We start from the raw sequence: 20,285 nt of genomic DNA, 5'->3' as shown, positions 1-20,285 counted from the left end.
GTCTGCTTTTTACGAAATCAAAGGAAGTCTCTTATGAGCGAGCAGAAGAAGCTGGCGATTATCGCCACCAAGGGCAGTCTGGACTGGGGTTATCCCCCGTTCATCCTGGCCTCGACGGCGGCCGCGCTCGGCTACGAAGTGGAAGTGTTCTTCACCTTTTACGGGCTGCAGCTGCTGCGCAAGAAGATGGACCTGCAGGTCACGTCGCTGGGCAACCCGGGGATGCCGATGCCCATGCCCATGCCGGTGATGCTCCAGGGGCTGCCGGGCATGCAGCGCATGATGACGACCATGATGAAAAAGAAGATGGCCGCGAAGGGGGTCTCCGATCTCGAGGACCTGCGCGAGATGTGTCTGGAGGCCGACGTGCGCATGATCGCGTGCCAGATGACCGTGGACCTGTTCGACATGGACACAGACGAGTTCATCGATGGGCTGGATTATGCGGGTGCGGCGGCGTTTTTCGAGTTCGCCGGGGACTCCGATATCTGCCTGTTCATCTGAAGGGCCAACGGGAAAGAGTCACGTCCCGTTTTGAACAAGTAATAAATTCACAGATTCGAACGTAGGGAAGTGCTGTTGCAAAACGGTTGCAACAACGATGCAACGCGCAACACTTTTCAGCCTCGCCAAGACCTGCAACTCGCTGAATGAAAAATATTTAATTTTGATGGCGTGAAGTTTGCTAATCGGCCCTGAGCAAAGGCCGAGACCCCTTGGCCCGCGAATTCATCACCGCGAATGGACCCCTGCCATTGAAGCGTTGGTGGCACCTGCCCTCCGGGCGAGGATGGGTGCAGCGTTCGTGCGGAATCAAGGGTCAGTGGCCGGCTTGGGTTTTCCGGACAAGCCGGCCGTCGGAAGGAAACATGTTGTCCGGCCAGGATGCCAGCGGTTCCGCTGTGAACCGGCAACATGATTGTTCTCCGTCGCTTGGGTCGGGTATGTAAGCCCGACCCTTTTTTGGCGGGTTGCCAGGGGTCTTCCGGCACACAGGTGGGCATGACACGAGGCCGGATACGGAATACCAAACCATTCAACCCGGGACCAACACCGGGATCGAGGAGGAAGGCAGCTACAGAGGGCTGTCGAGATGAATGTATTCACGCAAAGTGGAGGAGTTTGTTCAATGAAGGCACATATCTATCTGGCGGGGCTTGCAGCCTCGTTGCTGATGACCGCCGCGGTGTCTGGCACCGCGCTGGCGGATAACGACGAAGTGACTCGAGGGCAGCTAATGGCGGCGTCGTGCAAGGCATGTCACAACGCCGCGGGTGCCGAAGAAGGCGTACCGGATCTCGCTCGTCTGTCACCGGAGTTGATTGCCAATCAGATGCGGGCATTCCGTGATGGCGATCGTGACGCGACGATCATGGATCGTCACGCCAAGGGTTACACCGACGAAGAAATCGACGCCATGGCGTCGTACTTCGCCCGATTCTGAACAGGGGGTCCATCATGCAACAGTTCAATCGACGCCGCTTCTTGCAGGCGTTCGGCATTACGAGTCTGGCTTCCGTCACAGGGGTCAGTGGCGCAATCGCCGGTGGTTATTCCAATGGCGCACGTATCGTCGTGGTCGGCGGCGGTTCGGGTGGGGCTACGGCCGCCAAGTACCTGAAGACGTTTTCTCCGGGGCTGGACGTGACACTGATCGAGCCCAACTCGACCTACCACACCTGTTACGGCAGCAACTGGGTGATCGGCGGCTTCGAGGACATGGATAACATTGCCCAGACCTACGACGCCATGCGTGATCGGCACGGTGTGAAGGTCGTCGCGGACTCGGTGACGGCTGTGGATGCGGACAAGCGTCGCGTCCATCTGGCCGGAGGCGACGAGGTCAAGTACGACAAGCTGGTGATGTCGCCGGGTATCGACTTTCGCTATGACGCGGTCGAAGGGATTTCCGAAGACGACGCCGAGGCGATCCCGCACGCCTGGAAGGCCGGGGAGCAGACCCGCATCTTGCGTTCGCAACTGACCGACATGCCGGATGGCGGCGTGTTCGTGATGGTCGCCCCACCAAACCCGTTCCGCTGCCCGCCGGGGCCGTACGAACGTGTCTCGCTGATCGCACATTACTTCAAACAGGAAAAGCCCAAATCCAAGATCATCGTGCTCGACGCCAAGGACAACTTCTCCAAGCAGGGCCTGTTCGAGGAAGGCTGGGAAGAGCACTACGGCGACATGATCGAGTGGCGTGGTGCGTCCGACGGTGGCAACGTCCAGGAGATCGACGTTGGCGAGAAGATGGCGATCACCGAAGAGGGCTTCGAGCGGGTGAAGGCCGACGTGATGAACTTCATACCGCATCAGCATGCGGCGAAGATTGCCCACGATGTCGGCCTGACCAATGACGAGGGCTGGGTCCCGGTGGATCAGCGCACCTTCAAGTCGGAGATGGACGGCAACATCTACGTACTGGGGGATTCGAGCGTGGCCGGTGCCATGCCGAAGTCCGGTCATTCGGCCAACAACCAGGGCAAGATCGTCGCCGCGGCGATCGTGCGCGAACTGATGGATCAGGAGCCCTTCGATCCCTCGTCCGCCAACACCTGCTACAGCCTGATCACGCCCGATCATGGGGTCAGTGTTGCGGCTGTGTATCAATACAAGGATGGAGCTCAGGCGGGTGTGGACGGTTCAGGGGGCGTGAGTCCCTCCGGCGAGAGCGCGGATTTCAGGAAGCGGGAAGCCGAATACACCCGAGGTTGGTACAAGGGCATCACCTACGACATCTGGGGCTAGCCCGCCTCGGCTGTTCGATTGCGCCGGGCATCCCCTTGACGGGGTGTCCGGCTTTTTTGTGCTTGCGGTTTCGGCTACGCGTTCGCCAGGGGATCTTCAGCTCCAGCTCCAGCTCCAGGGGCGTCCGGAGATCGACCCGCCAATTTCGGTGCTTTGAACCGTGCCAGATGGTTCCAGGGGAGCTCGTCACGTGACTGGCTGCTGGCTGGCCTGGCCTGGCGGGGCGGGGCGGGAAAGGTGCCCGTGCTGATCAGGTGCGGCGCAGGCGGTCCTCTTCGCGGCTGCGGCGCTCCAGCCAGCGGCTGCCTTCCTCGGGGCCTAACAGTGTGGCCGCCAGGGCGATCAGGGCGAACACGGTCGCCGGTGCGACGGCCCCGGCCAGACCCAGGATGTAGGCGGCATAGGCGGTGGGTACGGCGACGGCCACCGCCAGTACGACCACGCCCGGATAGGCCATGCGGTAGAGCCAGCGCGGATCGACCGAGAGGGCCAGCACCGCGACCGAGCCCAGCAGGCCGAGCAGGATCCAGCCCGCCGCCGCGGCTTCAAGCTCCGCGGCCAGCAGGGCGATCGCCAGCACCAGGCCCAGGGCGACGTGCCGCAGGCGGGTAGAGGCCTTTGGTGTGATCAGCGCATCCATCCAGCAGGGACGGAGGCCGGAGATGGAGTCGGGAGCGGGGGCAGTGGTCTGGTACATGAGGGGCTGTTTGCTTGGTCGGCCGGGCCGCCGCGTTCATCCGGCGGTTCGGTTTCTTGGGGCTTCCTGCAAATGAGAAAGGGCACCCGGATCTGGATGCCCTCTCTCTGAAGTATGGCGCGCCCGGAAGGATAGCGGCGGCGCTGCGCGCCTGGCCCTTCCGGGTGTCGGCCCGTGTCCGACACGTTCCTCGCTGCGCTCGGGATCGAACCAACGAATTTATCGGAGGTTCGAGTCCTTTGAGATCGGACAAATGAAAAAGGGCCACCCGATGTGGGGGCCCTTTCTCGGGAATATGGCGCGCCCGGAAGGATTCGAACCTCCGACCACCTGGTTCGTAGACAGAATTAGCCTACACGTCACTGGTAGGCCAAAGCCTGCATAGATCGGCATTAATGAACACGGAAAAAACATAACGCTCTGAAAACTAAACGCGAAAAGCCCGTGCGTATCTGACGGATTAACCCTATTGCGCCCGGTTAGAGATGTCACAAAAGGCCTCTAAAGCCTGCCGCCTGTCACGGCGTGTGGCACAGGCCTTACGGGCCCTTTCGACCTCCTGGCGCTTTCAATGGCTGGGTGCTGTGCCGGGCTCGCAGAAGTCATATTCCTGCTATATCGATGCCTCCCAGGTCTCCATGGCTGTAACGCAGAAGAGGAGGCCTAGCTTGCAAGAGGAAGCGCCACCCTTTCTGGGGCTATCGAAATGGCGCATGGAAGCAAGGCGGGCGTCGCACACGTTTCGAGCACGTTGCAAAGAACTTGTGGTGTTGCCGAAGTTGTGGATGACTTCGGAGCGGGAGCGGAAGTCGTTGTTGGTGTGGCATGGGCTCCTATGGTCGGATGCATTTTTGGTCGGATGCATTTTGCGTCGGGGTTTCTGCGTTAAGGTGCGAAGGATGTTCGGCACAACGCGTAGCTTTGCCCGTGAATCTTTAAAAGCCGCTGGGCGAGTCGCTGTGGGCCGGTGGACCGGCACTGGGCACGAAGTTCCTCTGAGCTGGTTGCATCCGTGCCCTTGGGGTTTTGTCGGAGCTGGGGCGCCGCAGCCCCGATCCTGGAGAGACGCAGTCCCGCAATATATGCTTATCGGCGGCCCCGTGGAGTTGACTCGGGTCCTGTTTGTTGCCATCGTACGGACTGACGCGTCCGTCAGCATCGCTTGGGATCGGTCCTCCACGGCTCGACCCCAAGCGAAGTCACAGTGATCGTATTCCGCTTACGTACAGTGGAGAAACAGGGTAGGCCGTTAGTTAATGACACAGCATGACCAGCAGGTTACGACGAAGCGCACGCGGCTCTCGGCGGAGGAGCGGCGGGAGCAGATCCTAGGCGCTGCCGGGCCGCACTTTGCCGAGCACGGGTATCGATGCTCGGATATTCAGCATATCGCGGATGCCATCGGCGTTGGCAAAGGGACCATCTACCGCTACTTCCCGACGAAGGAAGATCTTTTCGTCGCTTGCGTGGAACGCGCGGTTGAAACGATCAACACCCGTGCGTCGGTTGCGGCACAGAGGGGTCGGGATCCGGTAGAGAAGATGCGGCTTGCAGTGCGGTCTTACCTGGAGTTTTTCGATGAACACCCGGAAGTCATCGAGTTATTCATCCAGGAGCGTGCCGAGTTCAGGGATCGAGGAAAGCCGGTGTACTTCGTCCACTGGGAGCGTAACCGGCCTGACTGGAGTGTGTTGATGGATCAGCTCAGGGAGCACGGCCGCTTCCGACAAATAGACTCCGCCGAAGCTGGCCGATTCTTCTCGTACGCCATGTACGGAACGGTTATCGCCCACAGGCTCACGGGCGAAACGTCTTCCTTAGTTGGGCGGACGGACTTAATCGTCGACATCATGCTCCACGGCATGCTTATACCCGATTCTGAGCCGGACACTCTCTGACCCTGACAGGTCGGCGGTCACATCACATCTAAGACTGAACACAACTGGAGAAGCCAGCGATGGCCACCTTCCGAATAAAGAACCACGGCCGGCGTATCGTGGCCGTTGGCGTACCAATGTTTGCTGCTTTGTTGCTGGGCGGTTGTTCTGGGGACGAACTGGGTCCCGGCGAATCGGATCAGCCACGTCAGCCTGTGACCGTCGTCGCCGTGTCTCCAGTGACGGTGGATGTGCATCAGGACTACGCCGGTCGCGTCCACGGGGCACGAGAGGTGGAGGTTCGCGCCCGGGTCGAGGGCATTCTCGAACAGCGGCTGTACCAGGAGGGACAGTTGGTTGAACGGGGCGACGCTCTATTCCGCATAGACCCGGAGCCGTTCGAAGCGCGGCTAGAGGAGGCAGCAGCTCAGCGGGAATCTGCCCGGGCCGACCTGGAAGAAGCCGAGCGTGAGTGGCGCCGGATTGAGCGGCTGTATGAACGTGATGCCATCAGCGAGCGGGAGCGCGACTCAGCTCGATCCGCCGTGACACTCGCACGAGCTGGCGTATCGTTGGCGGAGGCGCATGTCACCCAAGCGCGCCTGCAACTGGATTACGCAACGGTGGAGGCACCGGTCTCCGGTGTCACAAGCCTGGAAGCGGTGCCGGAAGGCAGCTTGCTGGATCCAGGCACGCAGCTTACTACAATTGTGCAACACGACCCGGTGCATGTGCGCTTTGCCCTCCCAGAGGACGATGCCGCTATCCAGCGCACCGCGCGGCGCGCCCGCGCCGCCGACGGTGACGACCAGGACTACCGCCGTGAGGTGGCGCTGCTGCTGCCCGAGGGGGGTGAGTACGATCAGAACGGAGTAGTGGACTTCACCGCCAGCACCATCGACCACGGGACCGGTTCGGTGACCGCCCGAGCGGTGTTCGACAACCCGGACGGCGCCATAATCCCCGGCCAGTTCGTGCGGATCCGCGTGGTTCTGGAGACCCTGGACGACGTGTTCCGCGTACCGGAGACGGTCATCAGCGAAGGTTCCGACGGACCCCTGCTCTATGTGGTGGACGACGACGGCAACGCCAGTGCCCGCGCCGTGGAGCTCGGGCGAGTAGTCGACGGTGACCAGGTCGTGCTGAGCGGTCTCGACGACGGTGACCGGGTCATCATCAACGGCCACGCCTCTGTCGGCGACGGCGCACCGGTGGATATAACCGATGAGGAGGGCACCTGATGTTCCGCTTCTTCATCGACCGGCCGCTGTTCGCCTCGGTGGTCTCCATCATCATACTCATCATGGGCGGCGCGGCATTGGCCACGCTGCCCGTGGAACAGTACCCGGACGTGGTGCCGCCGGAAATCGTGGTCGAGGCCAGTTACCCGGGCGCTAGTGCCGAAGTGATCGCCGAGTCCGTGGCTGCGCCTCTGGAGCAGGAGATCAACGGCGTCGACGACATGATCTACATGGAATCGAGTAGCACCGACGCCGGCACGATCCAGCTGGTAGTGACCTTTGACATGGGTACCGACCCAGACCAGGCGGCGATCAACGTCAACAACCGGGTCCAGCGCGCGCTGGCACGTCTGCCAGAAGAAGTGCAGCAACAGGGCGTGCGAGTTGAAGCCCGCTCCACGGATATCCTGCAGGTCCTAGCACTATTCTCCAAGGACGGCAGCATGGATGACGTGGACATCAGCAACTATGCGCTGCTCAACGTTATCGACGAACTGGTCCGTCTCCCGGGTGTGGGGAACGCGTCGCTGTTCGGTGCCCAAGACTATTCCATGCGCGTGTGGCTTGATCCGGAGCGCATGGCGCAGTACCAGCTTACCTCGTCGGACATTGCCTCGGCCCTGCGGGAGCAAAACGCGCAGTTCGCTGCGGGTCGCATTGGCGCTCAGCCCGCTGAGGGCGATCAAGCCTTTACCTTCAGCGTCAGCACGCCAGGCAGGCTGACCGACCCTGAAGATTTCGAGGACGTCATCATTCGCAGCGACGCCGACGGGCAGTCTCTGCGCTTGGGGCAGGTGGCCAATGTTCAGCTTGGCGCTCAGAGCTACGATTTCTCCGCCACCTACAACAGCCAGCCCACTGTTCCCATTGGCGTGTATCTGCAACCGGGAGCCAACGCGGTGGATACGGCGGCGCGGGTCCGTGACGTGCTGGAGGAGATGGAACCGCGGTTCCCCGAGGGCCTTGAGTACGAGGTCCCTTACGACACCACCGATTTCATTGAGGCCTCCATCCAGGAGGTGTTGATAACCCTGGTCATCGCGCTGCTGCTAGTGATGGCGGTGACGTTTCTATTCCTGCAGCACCTGCGTAGCACGCTTATCCCGCTGGCGGCGATACCCGTCTCCCTAATCGGCACGTTCGCAGGCATGCAGGCACTTGGGTTTTCGGTCAACCTGCTGACGCTGTTTGGGCTCATCCTGGCCATTGGCGTGGTGGTGGATAACGCCATAATCGTCATGGAGAACGTCGAGCGGCTCATCAAGGAGAAGGCCTTGTCGGCCTACCACGCGTCCGTGGAGACCATGAAGCAGGTCTCCGGGGCAGTGGTGGCTTCCACCCTGGTGCTGGTGGCGGTGTTCGCGCCCGTGGCTTTTCTCGGTGGCTTGACCGGTGAGCTGTACCAGCAGTTCGCTATCACCATTGCGGTCTCGGTGGTGATCTCTGCCGTCGTTGCCCTTACCCTAACCCCCGCCATGTGCGCCATTTTGCTGGACAAACCGCTCAAGGAGCCGGTGGCGCCGCTGCGTTGGTTCAATACCGGGTTCGACCGTTTAACCAATGGGTTCGTCCGTGTCGTGCACTTCTTCCTGCGTCATGCCGTTGTGGGCGTACTGGCTTTCGTTGCCGTGATCGGGGTGGCTCTTTTCACCCTCTCGCGCATGGCTGATGGCCTCGTGCCACAGGAGGATCAGGGTTTCGTGCTGGTGGCTCCCATGCTGCCCGCCGGCGCGTCACTGGGGCGTACCGAGGCCTTCCGGGACGCCGTGACCGACCGGCTGGTCGGCATGGATGAGGTGGACGAGGTGGTGAGTTTTGCCGGCTTCGACATGATCGCCGGCGCTTTGCGCCCCAATGCGGGTGTCGGATTTCTCACGCTAGCGGATTGGAGCGAGCGCACCGGCGAGGGACAAGATGCTCAGGGCCTCGCAAACCGGTTCATGGGCATGGGGGCGCAGATGCAGGAGGGCAATATCCTCGCCTTTGTACCGCCTCCCATCCAGGGCCTGTCACTGACGGGTGGCGTAGAAGGATTTCTGCAAGTGCGTGGTGACGAGTCACCGGAAGAAATCCAAGCAATTGGCGAGCGCTTCGTCGCCGCCGCCAACGAACGCCCGGAGTTGGCCAACGTGAACGTTACCTTGGATACGAGTATTCCGCGGTACCACGCCGAGGTTGACCGGGAGAAGGCGCGCGCCGCGGGCGTGCCCATCGACCAGGTGTTCGGCGCCCTGCAGAGCACGTTTGGGGCCGACTACGTCAACGATTTCACCTTTGAGGGGCGTAACTGGCAGGTGAACATGCAGGCCCAGAGCGCCTACCGCAGTCACCCGGACGACCTCCGGCGGGTCTTCGTACGTAATGACGATGGTGACATGCTGCCGCTGAGCTCGCTGGTGACGCTGGAGCGCACTACCGGGCCCGACATTATTGATCGCTTCAACGTCTATCCGGCGGCGAAGATCATGGCGGATCCGGCGCCGGGTTATACGACCGGCGATGCCCTGGCCGCCATGCAGGCGGTGGAAGCGGAGGTGCTGTCGGACAATGAGTTGCTCGGTTGGACCGGAGAGGCTTACCAGCTCCAGGCGGCGGAGGCTGCCGGCGGCATTGCCTTCGCCTTGGGGCTGATCATGGTCTTCCTCATTTTGGTGGCCCAGTATGAGCGTCTGACTCTGCCAATTGCCGTCGCATCCGCAGTTCCGTTCGCTGTGTTCGGGGCGGCGCTTGCCTCGGCGCTGCGGGGTTTTCCCAACGACATCTACTTCCAGATCGGGCTGCTGGTGCTAATCGGTCTGGCGGCAAAGAACGCCATTCTCATCGTGGAGTTCGCGGCCCAGAACCGAAGCCAGGGCATGTCGTCTCTGGACGCCGCACTCGCGGCCGCCCGCCAGCGCTTCCGCGCCATCATGATGACCGCGCTGACGTTCATCATCGGCACCCTGCCGCTGGTGTTTGCCACCGGTGCCGGGGCAGTCAGCCGCCAAGAGATTGGCACCGTGGTGGTGGGCGGCATGATCGCCGCCAGCACCCTGGCGCTGCTGTTCGTGCCGCTGTTCTACAAACTGCTGGAGGACCTGGCCACATGGCAGAAGGGGCGGCGCGGGCGACGCAAGGAGGCAGCCCATGCGTAAGCTACTGAGTCTGGCTGCCACCACGATCCTGATCACGGGCTGCGCCGTGGGACCCGAGTACGAGCGGCCGGAAACCGACCTGCCCGATGAGTGGCCGGAGCACGAATTGTTCGACACCGCCGAAGATGCCGACTGGCAGGAGTGGTGGACGCACTTTGACGATCCGGAACTGGACGACCTGGTGGAGCGTGCCCTGGGAGAGAACCTGGATGTGCGGTTGCAGGCCGAGCGGGTGATGGAGGCCCACGCCCGCCTTGGCTTGGCGGATGCCGAACGCATGCCGACGGTGGATGCCCAGGCAGAAGCCGCGCGGGAACGCCAGCCCGAGGCGACCTCACCGCTCCCGGGCACTGCAGGCACCGGCAACCTGTTTTCGGTCTCGGGCATGCTCGGTTACGAGTTGGACCTCTGGGGCCGGCTCGCCAGCCAGCGGGAGGCCGCCGAGGCCATGCTGCTGGAGTCCGCTTTCAGCCGCGATGCCGTGCGTCTGAACGTCGCTACCGACGTAGTGACCACCTACATCAGCCTGCGTGCCGCGGAGGAACAGCTCGTCCTGACCGAGGAGACGGTCCGCTCACGGCAGCGGTCTCTGTACATTGAGGAGGCGCGCTACGAGGAGGGCAGTGCCGATGCGCTGGCTGTGCGCCAGGCCCGATCGGATCTGGAGGCCACCCGCGCCAGCCTGCCGCCGATGCGTGAACAGGTCATGACCCTGGAGAGCGCGCTCGCCGTGCTGGTGGGTGCGCAGCCGGGCGAGCTGCTCGGCGAGCTGGACTTCGGCGAAGGCCGTCTGCGCGAGTTGGGCCTACCGGATGCCATGCCCGAAGACACGCCCGCCGACATCCTCCGCCGTCGACCGGACATCCGCGCCGCCGAAGCGGGGTTGATGGCATCCACCGCCGAAATCGGCATCGCCGAGGCGAACCGGCTTCCGCAGGTCAGGCTCTCGGCCGTTCTCGGCACCGCCGCCACGGCCACCGGCGACCTATTCACCGGACCCTCCGAGACTTGGGGGCTGGGCGCCTCGGTCGGTGGGCCGTTGTTCGACTTTGGGCGCAGTCGAGCGCAGGTGGAGACGGCGGAATCTCTACGGGCGCAGGCGGAGACCCAGTACAACATTACCGTAACCACCGCGTTTCGCGAGGTCCGCGACGCCCTGATCGCCTACGACATGAGCAGTGACCGCATAGAAGCCGTGGGGCGCCAGCTCGAGGCCATCGAGGATACCCGTGACATGTCCCAGCTACAGTATGACGAGGGGCTGACCGGGCGGTTCGAGCTGCTCGACGCCGAACGGGCTCTGCTTGAGGCGGAGCTGACGGCAGTTGAGGCCGCTCGGGACCGCCTGACCGCAACGGCCACTCTGTTCAAGGCCATGGGAGGGGCTGGCTGGGAAGGACACACAGCGCACGTCTTTGATGCTGAGGGTGCCGATGCCCGCTGACCGCTGACCGCTGACCGCTGACCGCTGACCGCGAGATTTTGGCCTTAACTTGCGCGTGGACACGCGAATGGTGAGTTCAATCTGTCGACACAATAGACATTCGACTATTCGTCCGGGAGCTTAAGAGGCCTTCTTGCGGGTATGGGAGCCTAGGAATAGGTGAAGATTAGGTGCATCGGACGGAGGATGAGGTTTCTCATGCTTCGAGATGTCGGGTCGGCGCGAGGGCGCCGCTTCGCCAAATCGGACACCCGAGCCCCAGATTGGGGAGCTGTACGGATTATTCAGGAGTGTATGCCGCGCTTCTGCGGAGGCGCACCGTCATCGCGAGGGTTTTTTAGTTGTTCACGCTGAGACGAAAAGGAAAGCATGGGCTGCAGCTCGAGAGAGTCCTGCAGAAGGGGGGCGAACACGAGGTTACCCTTTACCTGTTTACGCCTCATGATCGCGGGACTCTCGAACGCGCTCTTGGCGGGACGAAGGCGGTACCGGACCGCTGGCGTCATGGATTTCGGATGCTAGGCCTGCCTGCTGAAGATAAGGCAAGCCTAGCGGATACATCAATTTCTCTGCTGTCGCCGCACTACGAAGTTTTATGTGGCACTTGGCTGTCCCGTTACCAAGCTTCCATAGATCACCTTCGTCAGCGATTCGAAGACAGCGATAATTCCGAGGAGATTGTGAAACGCGCACTTAAGCTGAGCGAGAACTTAGCGCGCAGATTGCGACAGTTTCCCCCTGAGAGTAAAGCGCAGCTGTCATACTTCAGACGAATGGACATATATTTCTCATGGTACTCGGAACAGTTTTTCTTGGAATGCGCGAGCAAGCCCCAGTTTTCCAATTTGGGAGAACCATACAGCGGACGCGTCCGAGCCTATCTGGCTGCGGAGCGTCAATACAGAGAGCGGCAGGGATATTTGGCGGATTTCCGGGGCTCACCGACGCAAGTGTGGCACCGGATGGCGCTGTACCACAAATTGCTGGAGCACTCTGTCGTCACGAAGACCCGAACCACCGATTTGTGGCGCGCCACATACAGGGCAGTGAAGGCGCTCTACACGATGGTGATAATGACTTTATTTACTGTGCTTATATTCCACACGATAAGGGCAGTGCACAGGCTGACAATTACGCTGCTGATCATGATTGCGCTGATTCACGCGCTTCGAGATTATCTTCATGACGAAATGGTCAACAGGATCACGGGGTGGCTTCTCAAAGGAAGACCTCTGGCGAGGACGCAAATTCTGAAGCCGCTGACCGACGAGAGGATGGGTGCACAGTTGACTTGGTTTGATTACTTGCCTCAGGCGGGCCTACCAAGCAAGGTCAGGCGCAATGCGGGCAGGGGGCAGATTGGTGAGGAGATGCAAACGGTCCTCTACAGGGCACGTCTGATGTTGGAACCGAAGGCATTGAACCAGGGCCACGTCCAGGAGGTGGTGGGGCTGGACCTAGGACCCCTGTGCGAGCTAGTCGAAGGTGGACAGAAGCGGTTGTACTCCGGAAAGATTGGTGAAGCGATGCAGGACGGAGTTCAGGCCCATGACATCGAGCGGCAGCATATCTACACCTTGCTCGTGGTGTGCGCGGGTCCGGGTGATCCTGAGACAAGGGCGCAACGGTGGCGCGTTACCCTGTCAGGGTCTGGAATCACACAGTGCGAATCTAGGGAAGCGGACTGGCCTGCGGCAGGGGGGTGAGGCCGGTATGGCCCCTTGCAGGCGGGTGATATGGCGCGTCCTTGCGCCTCACCGGTGGAGTTCATAGTGCAAGCGCGACCCGGCGCGGTTCCCATTGTCCGGGTCAGTCAGGATTTGGATGGCTCATCTTTCCGTTCCCGTTTTTCCTGCCGTCGTTCCTTGAGACTCTTTTGGGCCTTCTTCTTCGGTTTTTCTTTGCTCATGATTCTTTCCTGTAGAGTGATGTTGTCAGTGTTCGGGTGCGCCTCGGGGGCATTGCTAGGACGGCACGACGAGAGTGTTTCGGTCGCTTGATCGTGCCGGTGTGTGCCCGGAGCTAGGACCGAAAACGCGGTTAGTAAAGTAGCCTTGTACGAGGCGGACTGGATCGAGATCCGCCTCCTCGGGCGTTTGGGGCGTGCCCCAAAGACGCCGGAACTTAGAGATTTGGCTACTCGTTCGGGCGATACGCGCAGGATGCAAAGGCCCAGGGTGCGCCGTCCTTATGTCTGTGAGATTGAGCATCCTTACGCTGGCGCGATTCGCACGTTGTCCGTGCGAAGCCGTGACGAGATTGGCGTGGGATTCTCCGAGATTTCTGAGTTCCGCCCGCAGTGAACGCTGTTCCTGTGTTGCGCGACCGGATCCGAGCGGGTTGTGCGGATACCATTGGGAAGATGCTTGATACACTTCGTGCTCCATTTCCGCAGATTGTGCAGACATAACGAGCCCGGCCCGACTTTTATATGAAAAGTCAGACGACAGCTTCGGTTGGGAGATCGGATAGCCGGACGCGATGCCGCGTCCGGCTTAGACCGGAAAGGTCAGGGAAGGACGGAACTGGACGATAAGGTACGTTTCCATCGGTGCTACCAAGCCTGAATGATCGGTTAGTAGAGCGACATATTTCGCGGTAGGTGGAACCTTAAGGCCAACCATAGGCCCGGGGTTCCGAAAAAGCAAATGGCGCTTTTCTGCAGGGCCCTCTCGAGGTCGATGCTATAAGCGAGGTCCTTGCGAGAACGGCCCGAACTAAATACGTGCGGCGGATTTGGTAAGTGTCACGTTCCCCGGGTGGGTCACTTAGAATCCTTGCCGTTTATTGGCCACTCGCGGGTCGATGGTTCGCGCAGGGCCAAGGGCAGGCCTTCCCGAGTCGTATGACGAGTCCCCGGCCAATAGTGTGACTCTGAACGTTAGGGGCGCGCGCCACGGCTTTTATTCTGGGAGGGGCACTGCGCATGCTTACGCTGATGCCATCGCCCATGTGGAACCTTGTTCCTCTGTGTGGTCTCATAGAGCTCGTGAATGGTAATGGACTGGTTGCGGTGAAACAGAACTGGAGTCTCGTAGGTCTTTTGGCTGGCATCTTGCTCTTGGGTGGGTGTGCTGGGCTTGATGCACCGACAGATGGGAGCGGCGACACGGAGCGCCTGGAGAATACTTACTGGAAGCTGGTGACCCTGGGAGAGGATGAGGCGGTGGCTACAGAAGAGGCACGCGAGGCACACTTGGTGCTGCACGCTGAAGATGCTCGCCTGGCAGGCGCCACCGGTTGCAACCGCATGATGGGTGGGTATGAACTTGACCGTGACCAGCTAAGCTTTGGCCAGGTGGCCACCACCATGATGGCCTGCCCCGCCGCCATCATGGAGTTCGAGAGAAAATTTCTCGATGCTCTTGGCGACGTCGCCAGCTGGCAAATCGACGGCGAAATGTTGACGCTCATCGACGGTGATGGTGAGGCACGTGCTCGCTTCGAGGCGGTGCACCTCCAGTGAGTGGAAGGGACTTCTGACGCTTCCGGGTGTGTTGATCAACTGTCGTGGGCACCTCGAGCGGTGGAATGACGTGGAACTGATCGGGGAGACGTCAGGGGGCCCGGGGTCGGCGAAACGACGGCTCGTCGCTGGGTCGAGCAACCCAAGGTAGATCCATCCGGGGCGCCGTCGATGGTCGGCCCCTGACGCCGGATCAGCGGTGGCCCCGGGGCTGGAGTCAGAGAACCGCCGGCTAGGGGGGCAGGTAGACCCTAGAAGACGCGCAATCCCCTTCCACTCCAGGGAACTGAAGTAATGCAGCGCTGCATCAGTGCTCTGAGGGAGAAGACTTAACTGAAGTGCGTCTGCGATCTACCGGAGGTGAGCCGGTCGGGCTGCGACGTGGCACCGACGTGCGGTTGGCGGCCGCGCCGGCCTTGTGTGCTAGCACAGCGGGTCATGGTGGCGCTCGATCAGTCGGGGGTAGTCGTACGGCAGCCGCCGCGTCCAGGCGGCGCTGTTGTGGGATGGGGCTGCACAGTCAGGAACACGAGCCGGGGCTCTGGTTCAAGCCGACCGACCCGGTTAGTGTACCAGCGACGTCTGGCGGCATCTTCTGTCGCAGTATGGCGTCCGCTGCATTTCGAGCCGGCGAATTTAGTGCTGGGGCTATGCGGTGGCCGACCGCCTCTTCTTCAACGTGAGAACGGAGTTGATCGAACAGGTACCGGAGCCACAGGGGCGCAGGAGAAGATCAGGGCAATACGACACCGTTGAATTCGTGCTCTCAGTTGATTCGGGTCAGGTAGGTTTCCAGCTCATTGGCCAGCCAGGTCACCACGGGACCTCCGTGGGCCTGTTCGGATTCCAGTACGCAGAAGGTCTTCCACCACTTAGCGGCCGGATGAGGGATTGTGCGAAGTTGTTCCTGGCGCAGGGCGCTGCTGATGAGCGGAAAGGGTAAATCGGCCCAGCCGGAACCCTCGATCACTGCGTCGCGGATCAGTTCGTACTGCGTGAAGGCGAGGTAGTTGTCAGTGTCGGGAGACTCTGGGATCAGGCCGTCCCTGTCCAAATAGGCCATGACAATCTCCGTATGTCCGACGAGGTCGTCCTGCGTGACCCGGGGGAGGGCTGCCAGTGGATGGTCGGTGGCGGTGACCGTAAGCATGCGCACGTCTGCGAGCTCTCGAAACCACTGGTAGCCCACGGTGAGCAACTGGGGCATCAAGCCGTAGGCCACATCCACGGCCTGGCGTTCCACAAGCTCCGGCAGCTCCCGGGGTGGAGCCAGATAAACGGATACGCTGGTATGCGGAAATGCGTTCTTCAGGCGACGCAGCAGGTCCCGCCACGTAGCCTCAGGGATGGCGTCGTCGCGGGCGATGCGCAGCGCCGATTCGGCACCGCTCATGTGGTGCCGGCAACGGGCGTGGATCTGCCCGGCCACTTGCTGCAGGCGCTGGCAGTCGGTCACGATGCTGCCGCCCACCGGGGTGAGGTGGAGTTGATTGCCGCTGCGCTCGAACAGCACCACCCCCAGTTCGTCTTCTAACGCGCTTAAGGCGGTGCTCACCGTGGTGCGGCTGCGGCCGAGGGTGCGTGCGGCGGCCGCGACGCTGCCCTGTTCCACCACGGCGAGAAACGTTTCGATCTGGCTGTCTTTCATAGCCTCATGGTGACGGAAAACCCGTCGCTCAGCGACTCACATTATTGAATTGGGCTCCCTAGAATAGCCAGCAATTCAATGGGAGGTCATCATGAGTTCGTTCTGGGCGCGGGAAAAAACGGCGCTGTATCTGTCTGCCACCATGGCCGGCATGTTTGCCCTTGGGGGTATCGTTTGGGGCTTGTGGGTTAACTCCCTGGTGATCCTGTTCGACGGGGCGTACTCCCTTGTAAGTCTGGTGCTGTCGCTGCTCTCGGTGTACGCCGCACGGGTTGTGCGGCGGCCAGCAAACCAGCGTTTCCCCTTCGGTCGTGCCGCGATTGAACCACTGGTTATTACCGTGAAGGGGCTGACTATTGCGCTGGTTTCCCTGTTGTCGATTGCATTGGCCTTGCACGCGCTGTTGACCGGCGGTCGCGTAGTGGAGACGGGCATGGCCATGTTATTCGCGGCCATTAGCGCAGTGGCCTGTGTGGTCGTGTGGGGTTATCTGCGCTGGGTGCAGGTTCGTACCCCCGGCGGGTTGGTCTCTGCCGAGCGCCGCCAGTGGCTTATGGATACGCTTTTGAGTGCGGCCGTCCTTGCGGGCTTCGGCCTGGCGGTGTTGCTGGAGCGCACCGCATTTTCGGAGTATGCCGTCTATGCGGATCCGGTCATGGTGCTCCTGGTGGCTGGATACTTCATTGGTGTACCGCTGAAGATGACCTTGGAAGCTGTACGCGAGCTGGTTCTGGCTGCCCCGCCGGCTGAGCTGAGAGCCCGGGTGATCACGGCTCTGAATGAGGCGGCAGTGCCGGCCCGGCAGGCACGCTATACGAAGGTTGGGCCGTACCTCCTTCTGGAGATTCGGTTGCCCGCAAGGGACATGCGGAGAGCCGAGCGGTTGCGTATCCGGCTTTACCGTTTATTAGCCGACTTGCCTGTCCGTCCGGTGGTCGTCATCCACACGGAGGGTCGTAAGGCGGAACGGGTCGTTGAGGCTGGGCCCTAGGGCAGTTGAGTCCTACCATCGGACTTGGAAGGCCCGCGGAGGCCGGCGATGGCCGGCCCCTGACGCCGGTGCAGCGCCGGATCTGGGAGTTGGAGGAAGAGAACCGCCGGCTGTGAGGGCAAGGTCATTCCAAAAAAGGCCTCGGAGCAGCGGTTCTGCGGTTTGCTGGAGATGAACCGGTCGGGCTACTGGGCATTGCAGACGTGCGGCCGGCGACCGCGCCGGCCTTGCACTGGGGCAAAAAGACGTGCGAACAGTGTGGGTGGCCCGTTGGCAGAAGCCGTGTGCAGTCGGAGCTGCGGATGGACGATGTTGAGGTCGGCTGCTATCGGGTCCGCCATCTGATGGGGGAGGATGGGCTGTGCCGGGTCTGAAAGCGGGGGTTCGGGGTCACGGCGCAGCGGGACGAGCCGGAGGATGTGGTGGCGAAATACCTGGACAAGCAGTTCCAGCCGCGTGCCCGAACGCGGCCTGTGTGGCGGACATCACCTACATACGGACCCGCGCGGGCTTGAAGGAAGTATCAGGCTAACCAGGGAGAGCCTCACCGAAGCATCACGGTTTACATCGTTGGCTACTACAACGAGCGCCGAAGGCGCGCGAACCTGAGCTAACTGTCGCTCAACGCATGCGAGCGTAAGTGGGCAGCCCCAACAATTCTTGAGAGCAGGAAATCACCCGACCACTACAAGAAGTTAATCTGCTCTCAGATTCGACTCGTAGAGAGGGGTAGATGATGAGCCAGAGCCAAGCAAGCTTGACTTGGTAACTTCCCCCTCATCGCTATATCGGAGGTTTTTATGTACGATCCCCAGCTTTTCGCGTTGAGCGGTCAAGCCGCCCTTGTTACAGGGGCCGGCGCCGGAATCGGCCGAGCCATAGCCGAAAGTTTCGCCCGGGCCGGAGCTGCAGTAGTCGTCAGCGATCTGGATGCCGCTGCGGCCGCTGCGGTAGCCGAAGGTATCGAGGCCGAAGGTGGTCGTGCGACCAGCATGGCATGTGACGTTACCAGAGAAGAGGATCTTGCCGCAGCGGTGGCCAAACCGGTAGAGGCCTTCGGCAAGCTAACGCTCTTGGTCAGCAACGCCGGCGGCGGTGGACCCAAGCCCTTCGACATGCCTATGGAGGACTTTCGTCGCGCCTATGACCTGAACGTGTTTCCGCTGTTTCGCCTTGCCCAGCTGGCCGCGCCTGAGATGGAGAGGGTCGGCGGTGGCGCGATTCTCGCCATTACCTCGATGTCGGCCGAGAATAGGAACCAACACATGGCAGCGTATGGCTCCTCGAAGGCCGCCGCCAGCCACTTGGTGCGTAACATCGCCTTTGATCTTGGCCCAAAAAACATCCGCATCAACGGCATCGCGCCGGGAGCCACTCGCACCAGGGCGCTGATGTCGGTGCTCAACGACGAGATTGAGCAGCGCATGCTTGCCCGTACTCCCCTAAAACGACTCGGCGAGCCTGAGGATATTGCCAATGCGGCACTATTCCTGTGCTCTCGGGCTTCCAGCTGGATCAGCGGTCAGATCCTTACCGTTTCGGGTGGAGGGGTACAGGAACTGGATTAACCCGATGAAATTGGCGTGGTATCCGTCACAATCTGCGTTGCGAAGCCATCATACTGCACGGTGTCCCTTCCGCGCGCCTACCTGGCAACTGATCGGACGGGCGATTGCCGGTGCGCCGTGGCCATCCAACGCCAATCGGAGCACATCATGATCAGAACCACGAACGCAGCACTTATCCCGACCCTGCTCGTGATCGGGGCAGCCTTGGCGCCACCGACTTCAGCCGCCGGTGTCGAAACGGTAGCACCAATGGATTGGATGCAGGGCTTCCCGCCACCGGAGGATCGCACTATCCGTTTCACCGATGACGATTACTTCGTCGGCGATAAGCTCAAGTGGACGGTCTGCCACTTCCGTGAGTTGATGCCCACCGTCGGTGTGCGGTCTGGGCCCGAGGGTGCTCGGGCCTTGCCCTATGCATCCGACCCCGCGATTGATGACCTGACATTCCAGCCCTCCGACGGTTCAGAGTTGATGACGTGGAGTGAAGCCTTCGACGTGAATCACGCCGACGGTCTGCTAGTGCTTCACCAAGGTCGGGTGGTGTACGAGCGCTACGCCGGCTGTCTGGATGAACACACCCTGCATGGGGTGATGTCGGTTACCAAGTCGCTCACAGGGTTGATTGGCGAGACGCTAGTGGCTGAGGGCACACTGGATGAACAGGCTCGCGTTGGTGAACTGGTGCCGGAGCTCGCTGACAGCGCCTTTGGCGACGCCACTCTGCGCCAGGTGCTTGATATGACCACCGCGCTCGACTTTTCAGAGGATTACTCTGACCCCGAGGCCGACGTATGGGCTTATGCTCAAGCTGGCAGCCCGCTGCCGCCGCCAGCAGATTACGATGGGCCTCGCGGTTACTTCGCGTTCCTTGAGACTGTAGAGAAGGCTGGTGAGCACGGAGAGGCCTTCGGCTATCGCACCATCAACTCCGATGCTTTGGGATGGATCATCTCTCGGGCCACCGGAAAGAGTGTCGCCGATTGGCTGGCTGAGCGGGTTTGGTCGCGGATAGGGGCGGAGCGAGAGGCCTTTTTCACCGTAGATTCGATCGGTACGCCGTTCGCAGGCGGTGGCTTCAACGCCACCCTGCGAGACTTGGGCCGTTTGGGCCAGCTGATTCTCGATGGGGGGCGCCTCGGAGACGAGCAGGTGCTGCCCGAGGAGGCCATAAAACGCATCCGCGAGGGCGGTGACAAGGCAGCCTTCTCTAAGGCCGGCTTCGGAGGCCTTGATGGTTGGAGTTATCGTAGCATGTGGTGGATAAGTCACGACGACCATGGCGTCTTTGCCGCTCGCGGCGTACACGGCCAGACGATCTGGATCGACCCGTCCGCAGAGATGGTAATTGTGCGCTTGGCCTCCCACCCGTTGGCGACCAACGCGGCTAACGATGCAACCTCGCTGCCGGCCTACCGGGTCTTGGCCGAGTATCTGATGGGGCAGGACACGGCCCGCTGATTGTCGC

14 protein-coding genes are annotated in these 20,285 nt (G+C 61.4%); 12 read left to right on the top strand and 2 right to left on the bottom strand.

Annotation, left to right across the window (positions count from 1 at the left end; all coding sequences use genetic code 11):
* Positions 1–33 precede the first annotated feature (33 nt).
* The 3 genes from F466_RS0104605 to F466_RS0104595 all read left to right on the top strand — a co-directional run bounded on the left by F466_RS0104605 (position 34) and on the right by F466_RS0104595 (position 2,751).
* Positions 34–504 carry a DsrE/DsrF/DrsH-like family protein gene (locus F466_RS0104605; RefSeq protein WP_018175525.1) on the top strand — a complete coding sequence of 157 codons (471 nt, stop codon included), beginning with the start codon at positions 34–36 and terminating at the stop codon, positions 502–504.
* 625 nt (positions 505–1,129) lie between these two features.
* Complete coding sequence (locus tag F466_RS0104600; protein WP_018175526.1) at positions 1,130–1,444, top strand: c-type cytochrome; 315 nt, start codon at positions 1,130–1,132, stop codon at positions 1,442–1,444.
* A 14-nt stretch (positions 1,445–1,458) separates the two neighbouring features.
* Positions 1,459–2,751 carry an NAD(P)/FAD-dependent oxidoreductase gene (locus tag F466_RS0104595; protein WP_018649389.1) on the top strand — a complete coding sequence of 431 codons (1,293 nt, stop codon included), beginning with the start codon at positions 1,459–1,461 and terminating at the stop codon, positions 2,749–2,751.
* Positions 2,752–3,001: 250 nt separating this feature from the next.
* On the opposite strand, the gene F466_RS0104590 is transcribed toward F466_RS0104595, so the two are convergent.
* A complete protein-coding gene (locus F466_RS0104590; RefSeq protein WP_018174391.1) occupies positions 3,002–3,391 on the bottom strand; it encodes a hypothetical protein in 390 nt (129 codons plus the stop codon).
* A gap of 1,313 nt (positions 3,392–4,704) precedes the next feature.
* Here F466_RS0104590 and F466_RS0104585 point away from each other — a divergent pair.
* The 6 genes from F466_RS0104585 (at position 4,705) to F466_RS0104560 (ending at position 14,610) form a co-directional block, all read left to right on the top strand.
* Entirely contained in the window at positions 4,705–5,346 is a 642-nt protein-coding gene (locus tag F466_RS0104585; protein ID WP_018174392.1) for a TetR/AcrR family transcriptional regulator, read from the top strand.
* A 194-nt stretch (positions 5,347–5,540) separates the two neighbouring features.
* Entirely contained in the window at positions 5,541–6,566 is a 1,026-nt protein-coding gene (locus tag F466_RS0104580; protein WP_231364676.1) for an efflux RND transporter periplasmic adaptor subunit, read from the top strand.
* Positions 6,566–9,700, top strand: coding sequence for an efflux RND transporter permease subunit (locus F466_RS0104575; RefSeq protein ID WP_018993549.1), 3,135 nt, complete (start codon positions 6,566–6,568; stop codon positions 9,698–9,700). The genes F466_RS0104580 and F466_RS0104575 overlap by 1 nt, the downstream gene beginning before the upstream one ends.
* The gene (locus tag F466_RS0104570) at positions 9,693–11,144 is read left to right on the top strand and encodes an efflux transporter outer membrane subunit (RefSeq protein ID WP_018174395.1); all 1,452 of its coding nucleotides are present in this window, start codon (positions 9,693–9,695) and stop codon (positions 11,142–11,144) included. Before F466_RS0104575 ends, F466_RS0104570 begins: the two co-directional genes overlap by 8 nt.
* Positions 11,145–11,485: 341 nt before the next feature.
* Positions 11,486–12,850 carry a hypothetical protein gene (locus F466_RS0104565; RefSeq protein ID WP_231362975.1) on the top strand — a complete coding sequence of 455 codons (1,365 nt, stop codon included), beginning with the start codon at positions 11,486–11,488 and terminating at the stop codon, positions 12,848–12,850.
* 1,220 nt (positions 12,851–14,070) lie between these two features.
* Positions 14,071–14,610 (top strand): META domain-containing protein, encoded by a 540-nt coding sequence (locus tag F466_RS0104560; RefSeq protein WP_018174397.1) that lies wholly within the window; start codon positions 14,071–14,073, stop codon positions 14,608–14,610.
* Between the two features lie 766 nt (positions 14,611–15,376).
* On the opposite strand, the gene F466_RS0104555 is transcribed toward F466_RS0104560, so the two are convergent.
* Positions 15,377–16,258 (bottom strand): LysR family transcriptional regulator, encoded by an 882-nt coding sequence (locus tag F466_RS0104555; RefSeq protein WP_018873755.1) that lies wholly within the window; start codon positions 16,256–16,258, stop codon positions 15,377–15,379.
* A 91-nt stretch (positions 16,259–16,349) separates the two neighbouring features.
* Here F466_RS0104555 and F466_RS0104550 point away from each other — a divergent pair, with 91 nt between their 5' ends.
* The 3 genes from F466_RS0104550 (at position 16,350) to F466_RS0104540 (ending at position 20,278) form a co-directional block, all read left to right on the top strand.
* The gene (locus F466_RS0104550; protein ID WP_018174399.1) at positions 16,350–17,249 is read left to right on the top strand and encodes a cation diffusion facilitator family transporter; all 900 of its coding nucleotides are present in this window, start codon (positions 16,350–16,352) and stop codon (positions 17,247–17,249) included.
* Positions 17,250–18,049: 800 nt separating this feature from the next.
* On the top strand, positions 18,050–18,817 hold the full coding sequence (hdhA, locus tag F466_RS0104545) for a 7-alpha-hydroxysteroid dehydrogenase (RefSeq protein ID WP_018174400.1): 768 nt from the start codon (positions 18,050–18,052) through the stop codon (positions 18,815–18,817).
* A 147-nt stretch (positions 18,818–18,964) separates the two neighbouring features.
* Positions 18,965–20,278, top strand: a complete 1,314-nt coding sequence (locus F466_RS0104540) for a serine hydrolase (protein ID WP_018875090.1) — start codon at positions 18,965–18,967, stop codon at positions 20,276–20,278.
* Positions 20,279–20,285 lie beyond the last annotated feature (7 nt).

Source organism: Thioalkalivibrio sp. ALgr1 (genome assembly GCF_000378285.1).
Taxonomy (GTDB): domain Bacteria; phylum Pseudomonadota; class Gammaproteobacteria; order Ectothiorhodospirales; family Ectothiorhodospiraceae; genus Thioalkalivibrio.
The sequence above is the reverse complement of the archived record's forward strand: the minus strand, read 5'-3'. Positions and strand labels throughout refer to the sequence as shown.

What these genes read in the sequence shown, in the direction of transcription:
- F466_RS0104605 (WP_018175525.1), top strand. Translation starts at nt 34, where the DNA reads ATGAGCGAGCAGAAGAAGCTGGCGATTATCGCCACCAAGGGCAGTCTG.
- F466_RS0104600 (WP_018175526.1), top strand. Translation starts at nt 1,130, where the DNA reads ATGAAGGCACATATCTATCTGGCGGGGCTTGCAGCCTCGTTGCTGATG.
- F466_RS0104595 (WP_018649389.1), top strand. Translation starts at nt 1,459, where the DNA reads ATGCAACAGTTCAATCGACGCCGCTTCTTGCAGGCGTTCGGCATTACG.
- F466_RS0104590 (WP_018174391.1), bottom strand. Translation starts at nt 3,391, where the DNA reads ATGGATGCGCTGATCACACCAAAGGCCTCTACCCGCCTGCGGCACGTC.
- F466_RS0104585 (WP_018174392.1), top strand. Translation starts at nt 4,705, where the DNA reads ATGACACAGCATGACCAGCAGGTTACGACGAAGCGCACGCGGCTCTCG.
- F466_RS0104575 (WP_018993549.1), top strand. Translation starts at nt 6,566, where the DNA reads ATGTTCCGCTTCTTCATCGACCGGCCGCTGTTCGCCTCGGTGGTCTCC.
- F466_RS0104570 (WP_018174395.1), top strand. Translation starts at nt 9,693, where the DNA reads ATGCGTAAGCTACTGAGTCTGGCTGCCACCACGATCCTGATCACGGGC.
- F466_RS0104560 (WP_018174397.1), top strand. Translation starts at nt 14,071, where the DNA reads ATGCTTACGCTGATGCCATCGCCCATGTGGAACCTTGTTCCTCTGTGT.
- F466_RS0104555 (WP_018873755.1), bottom strand. Translation starts at nt 16,258, where the DNA reads ATGAAAGACAGCCAGATCGAAACGTTTCTCGCCGTGGTGGAACAGGGC.
- F466_RS0104550 (WP_018174399.1), top strand. Translation starts at nt 16,350, where the DNA reads ATGAGTTCGTTCTGGGCGCGGGAAAAAACGGCGCTGTATCTGTCTGCC.
- hdhA (WP_018174400.1), top strand. Translation starts at nt 18,050, where the DNA reads ATGTACGATCCCCAGCTTTTCGCGTTGAGCGGTCAAGCCGCCCTTGTT.
- F466_RS0104540 (WP_018875090.1), top strand. Translation starts at nt 18,965, where the DNA reads ATGATCAGAACCACGAACGCAGCACTTATCCCGACCCTGCTCGTGATC.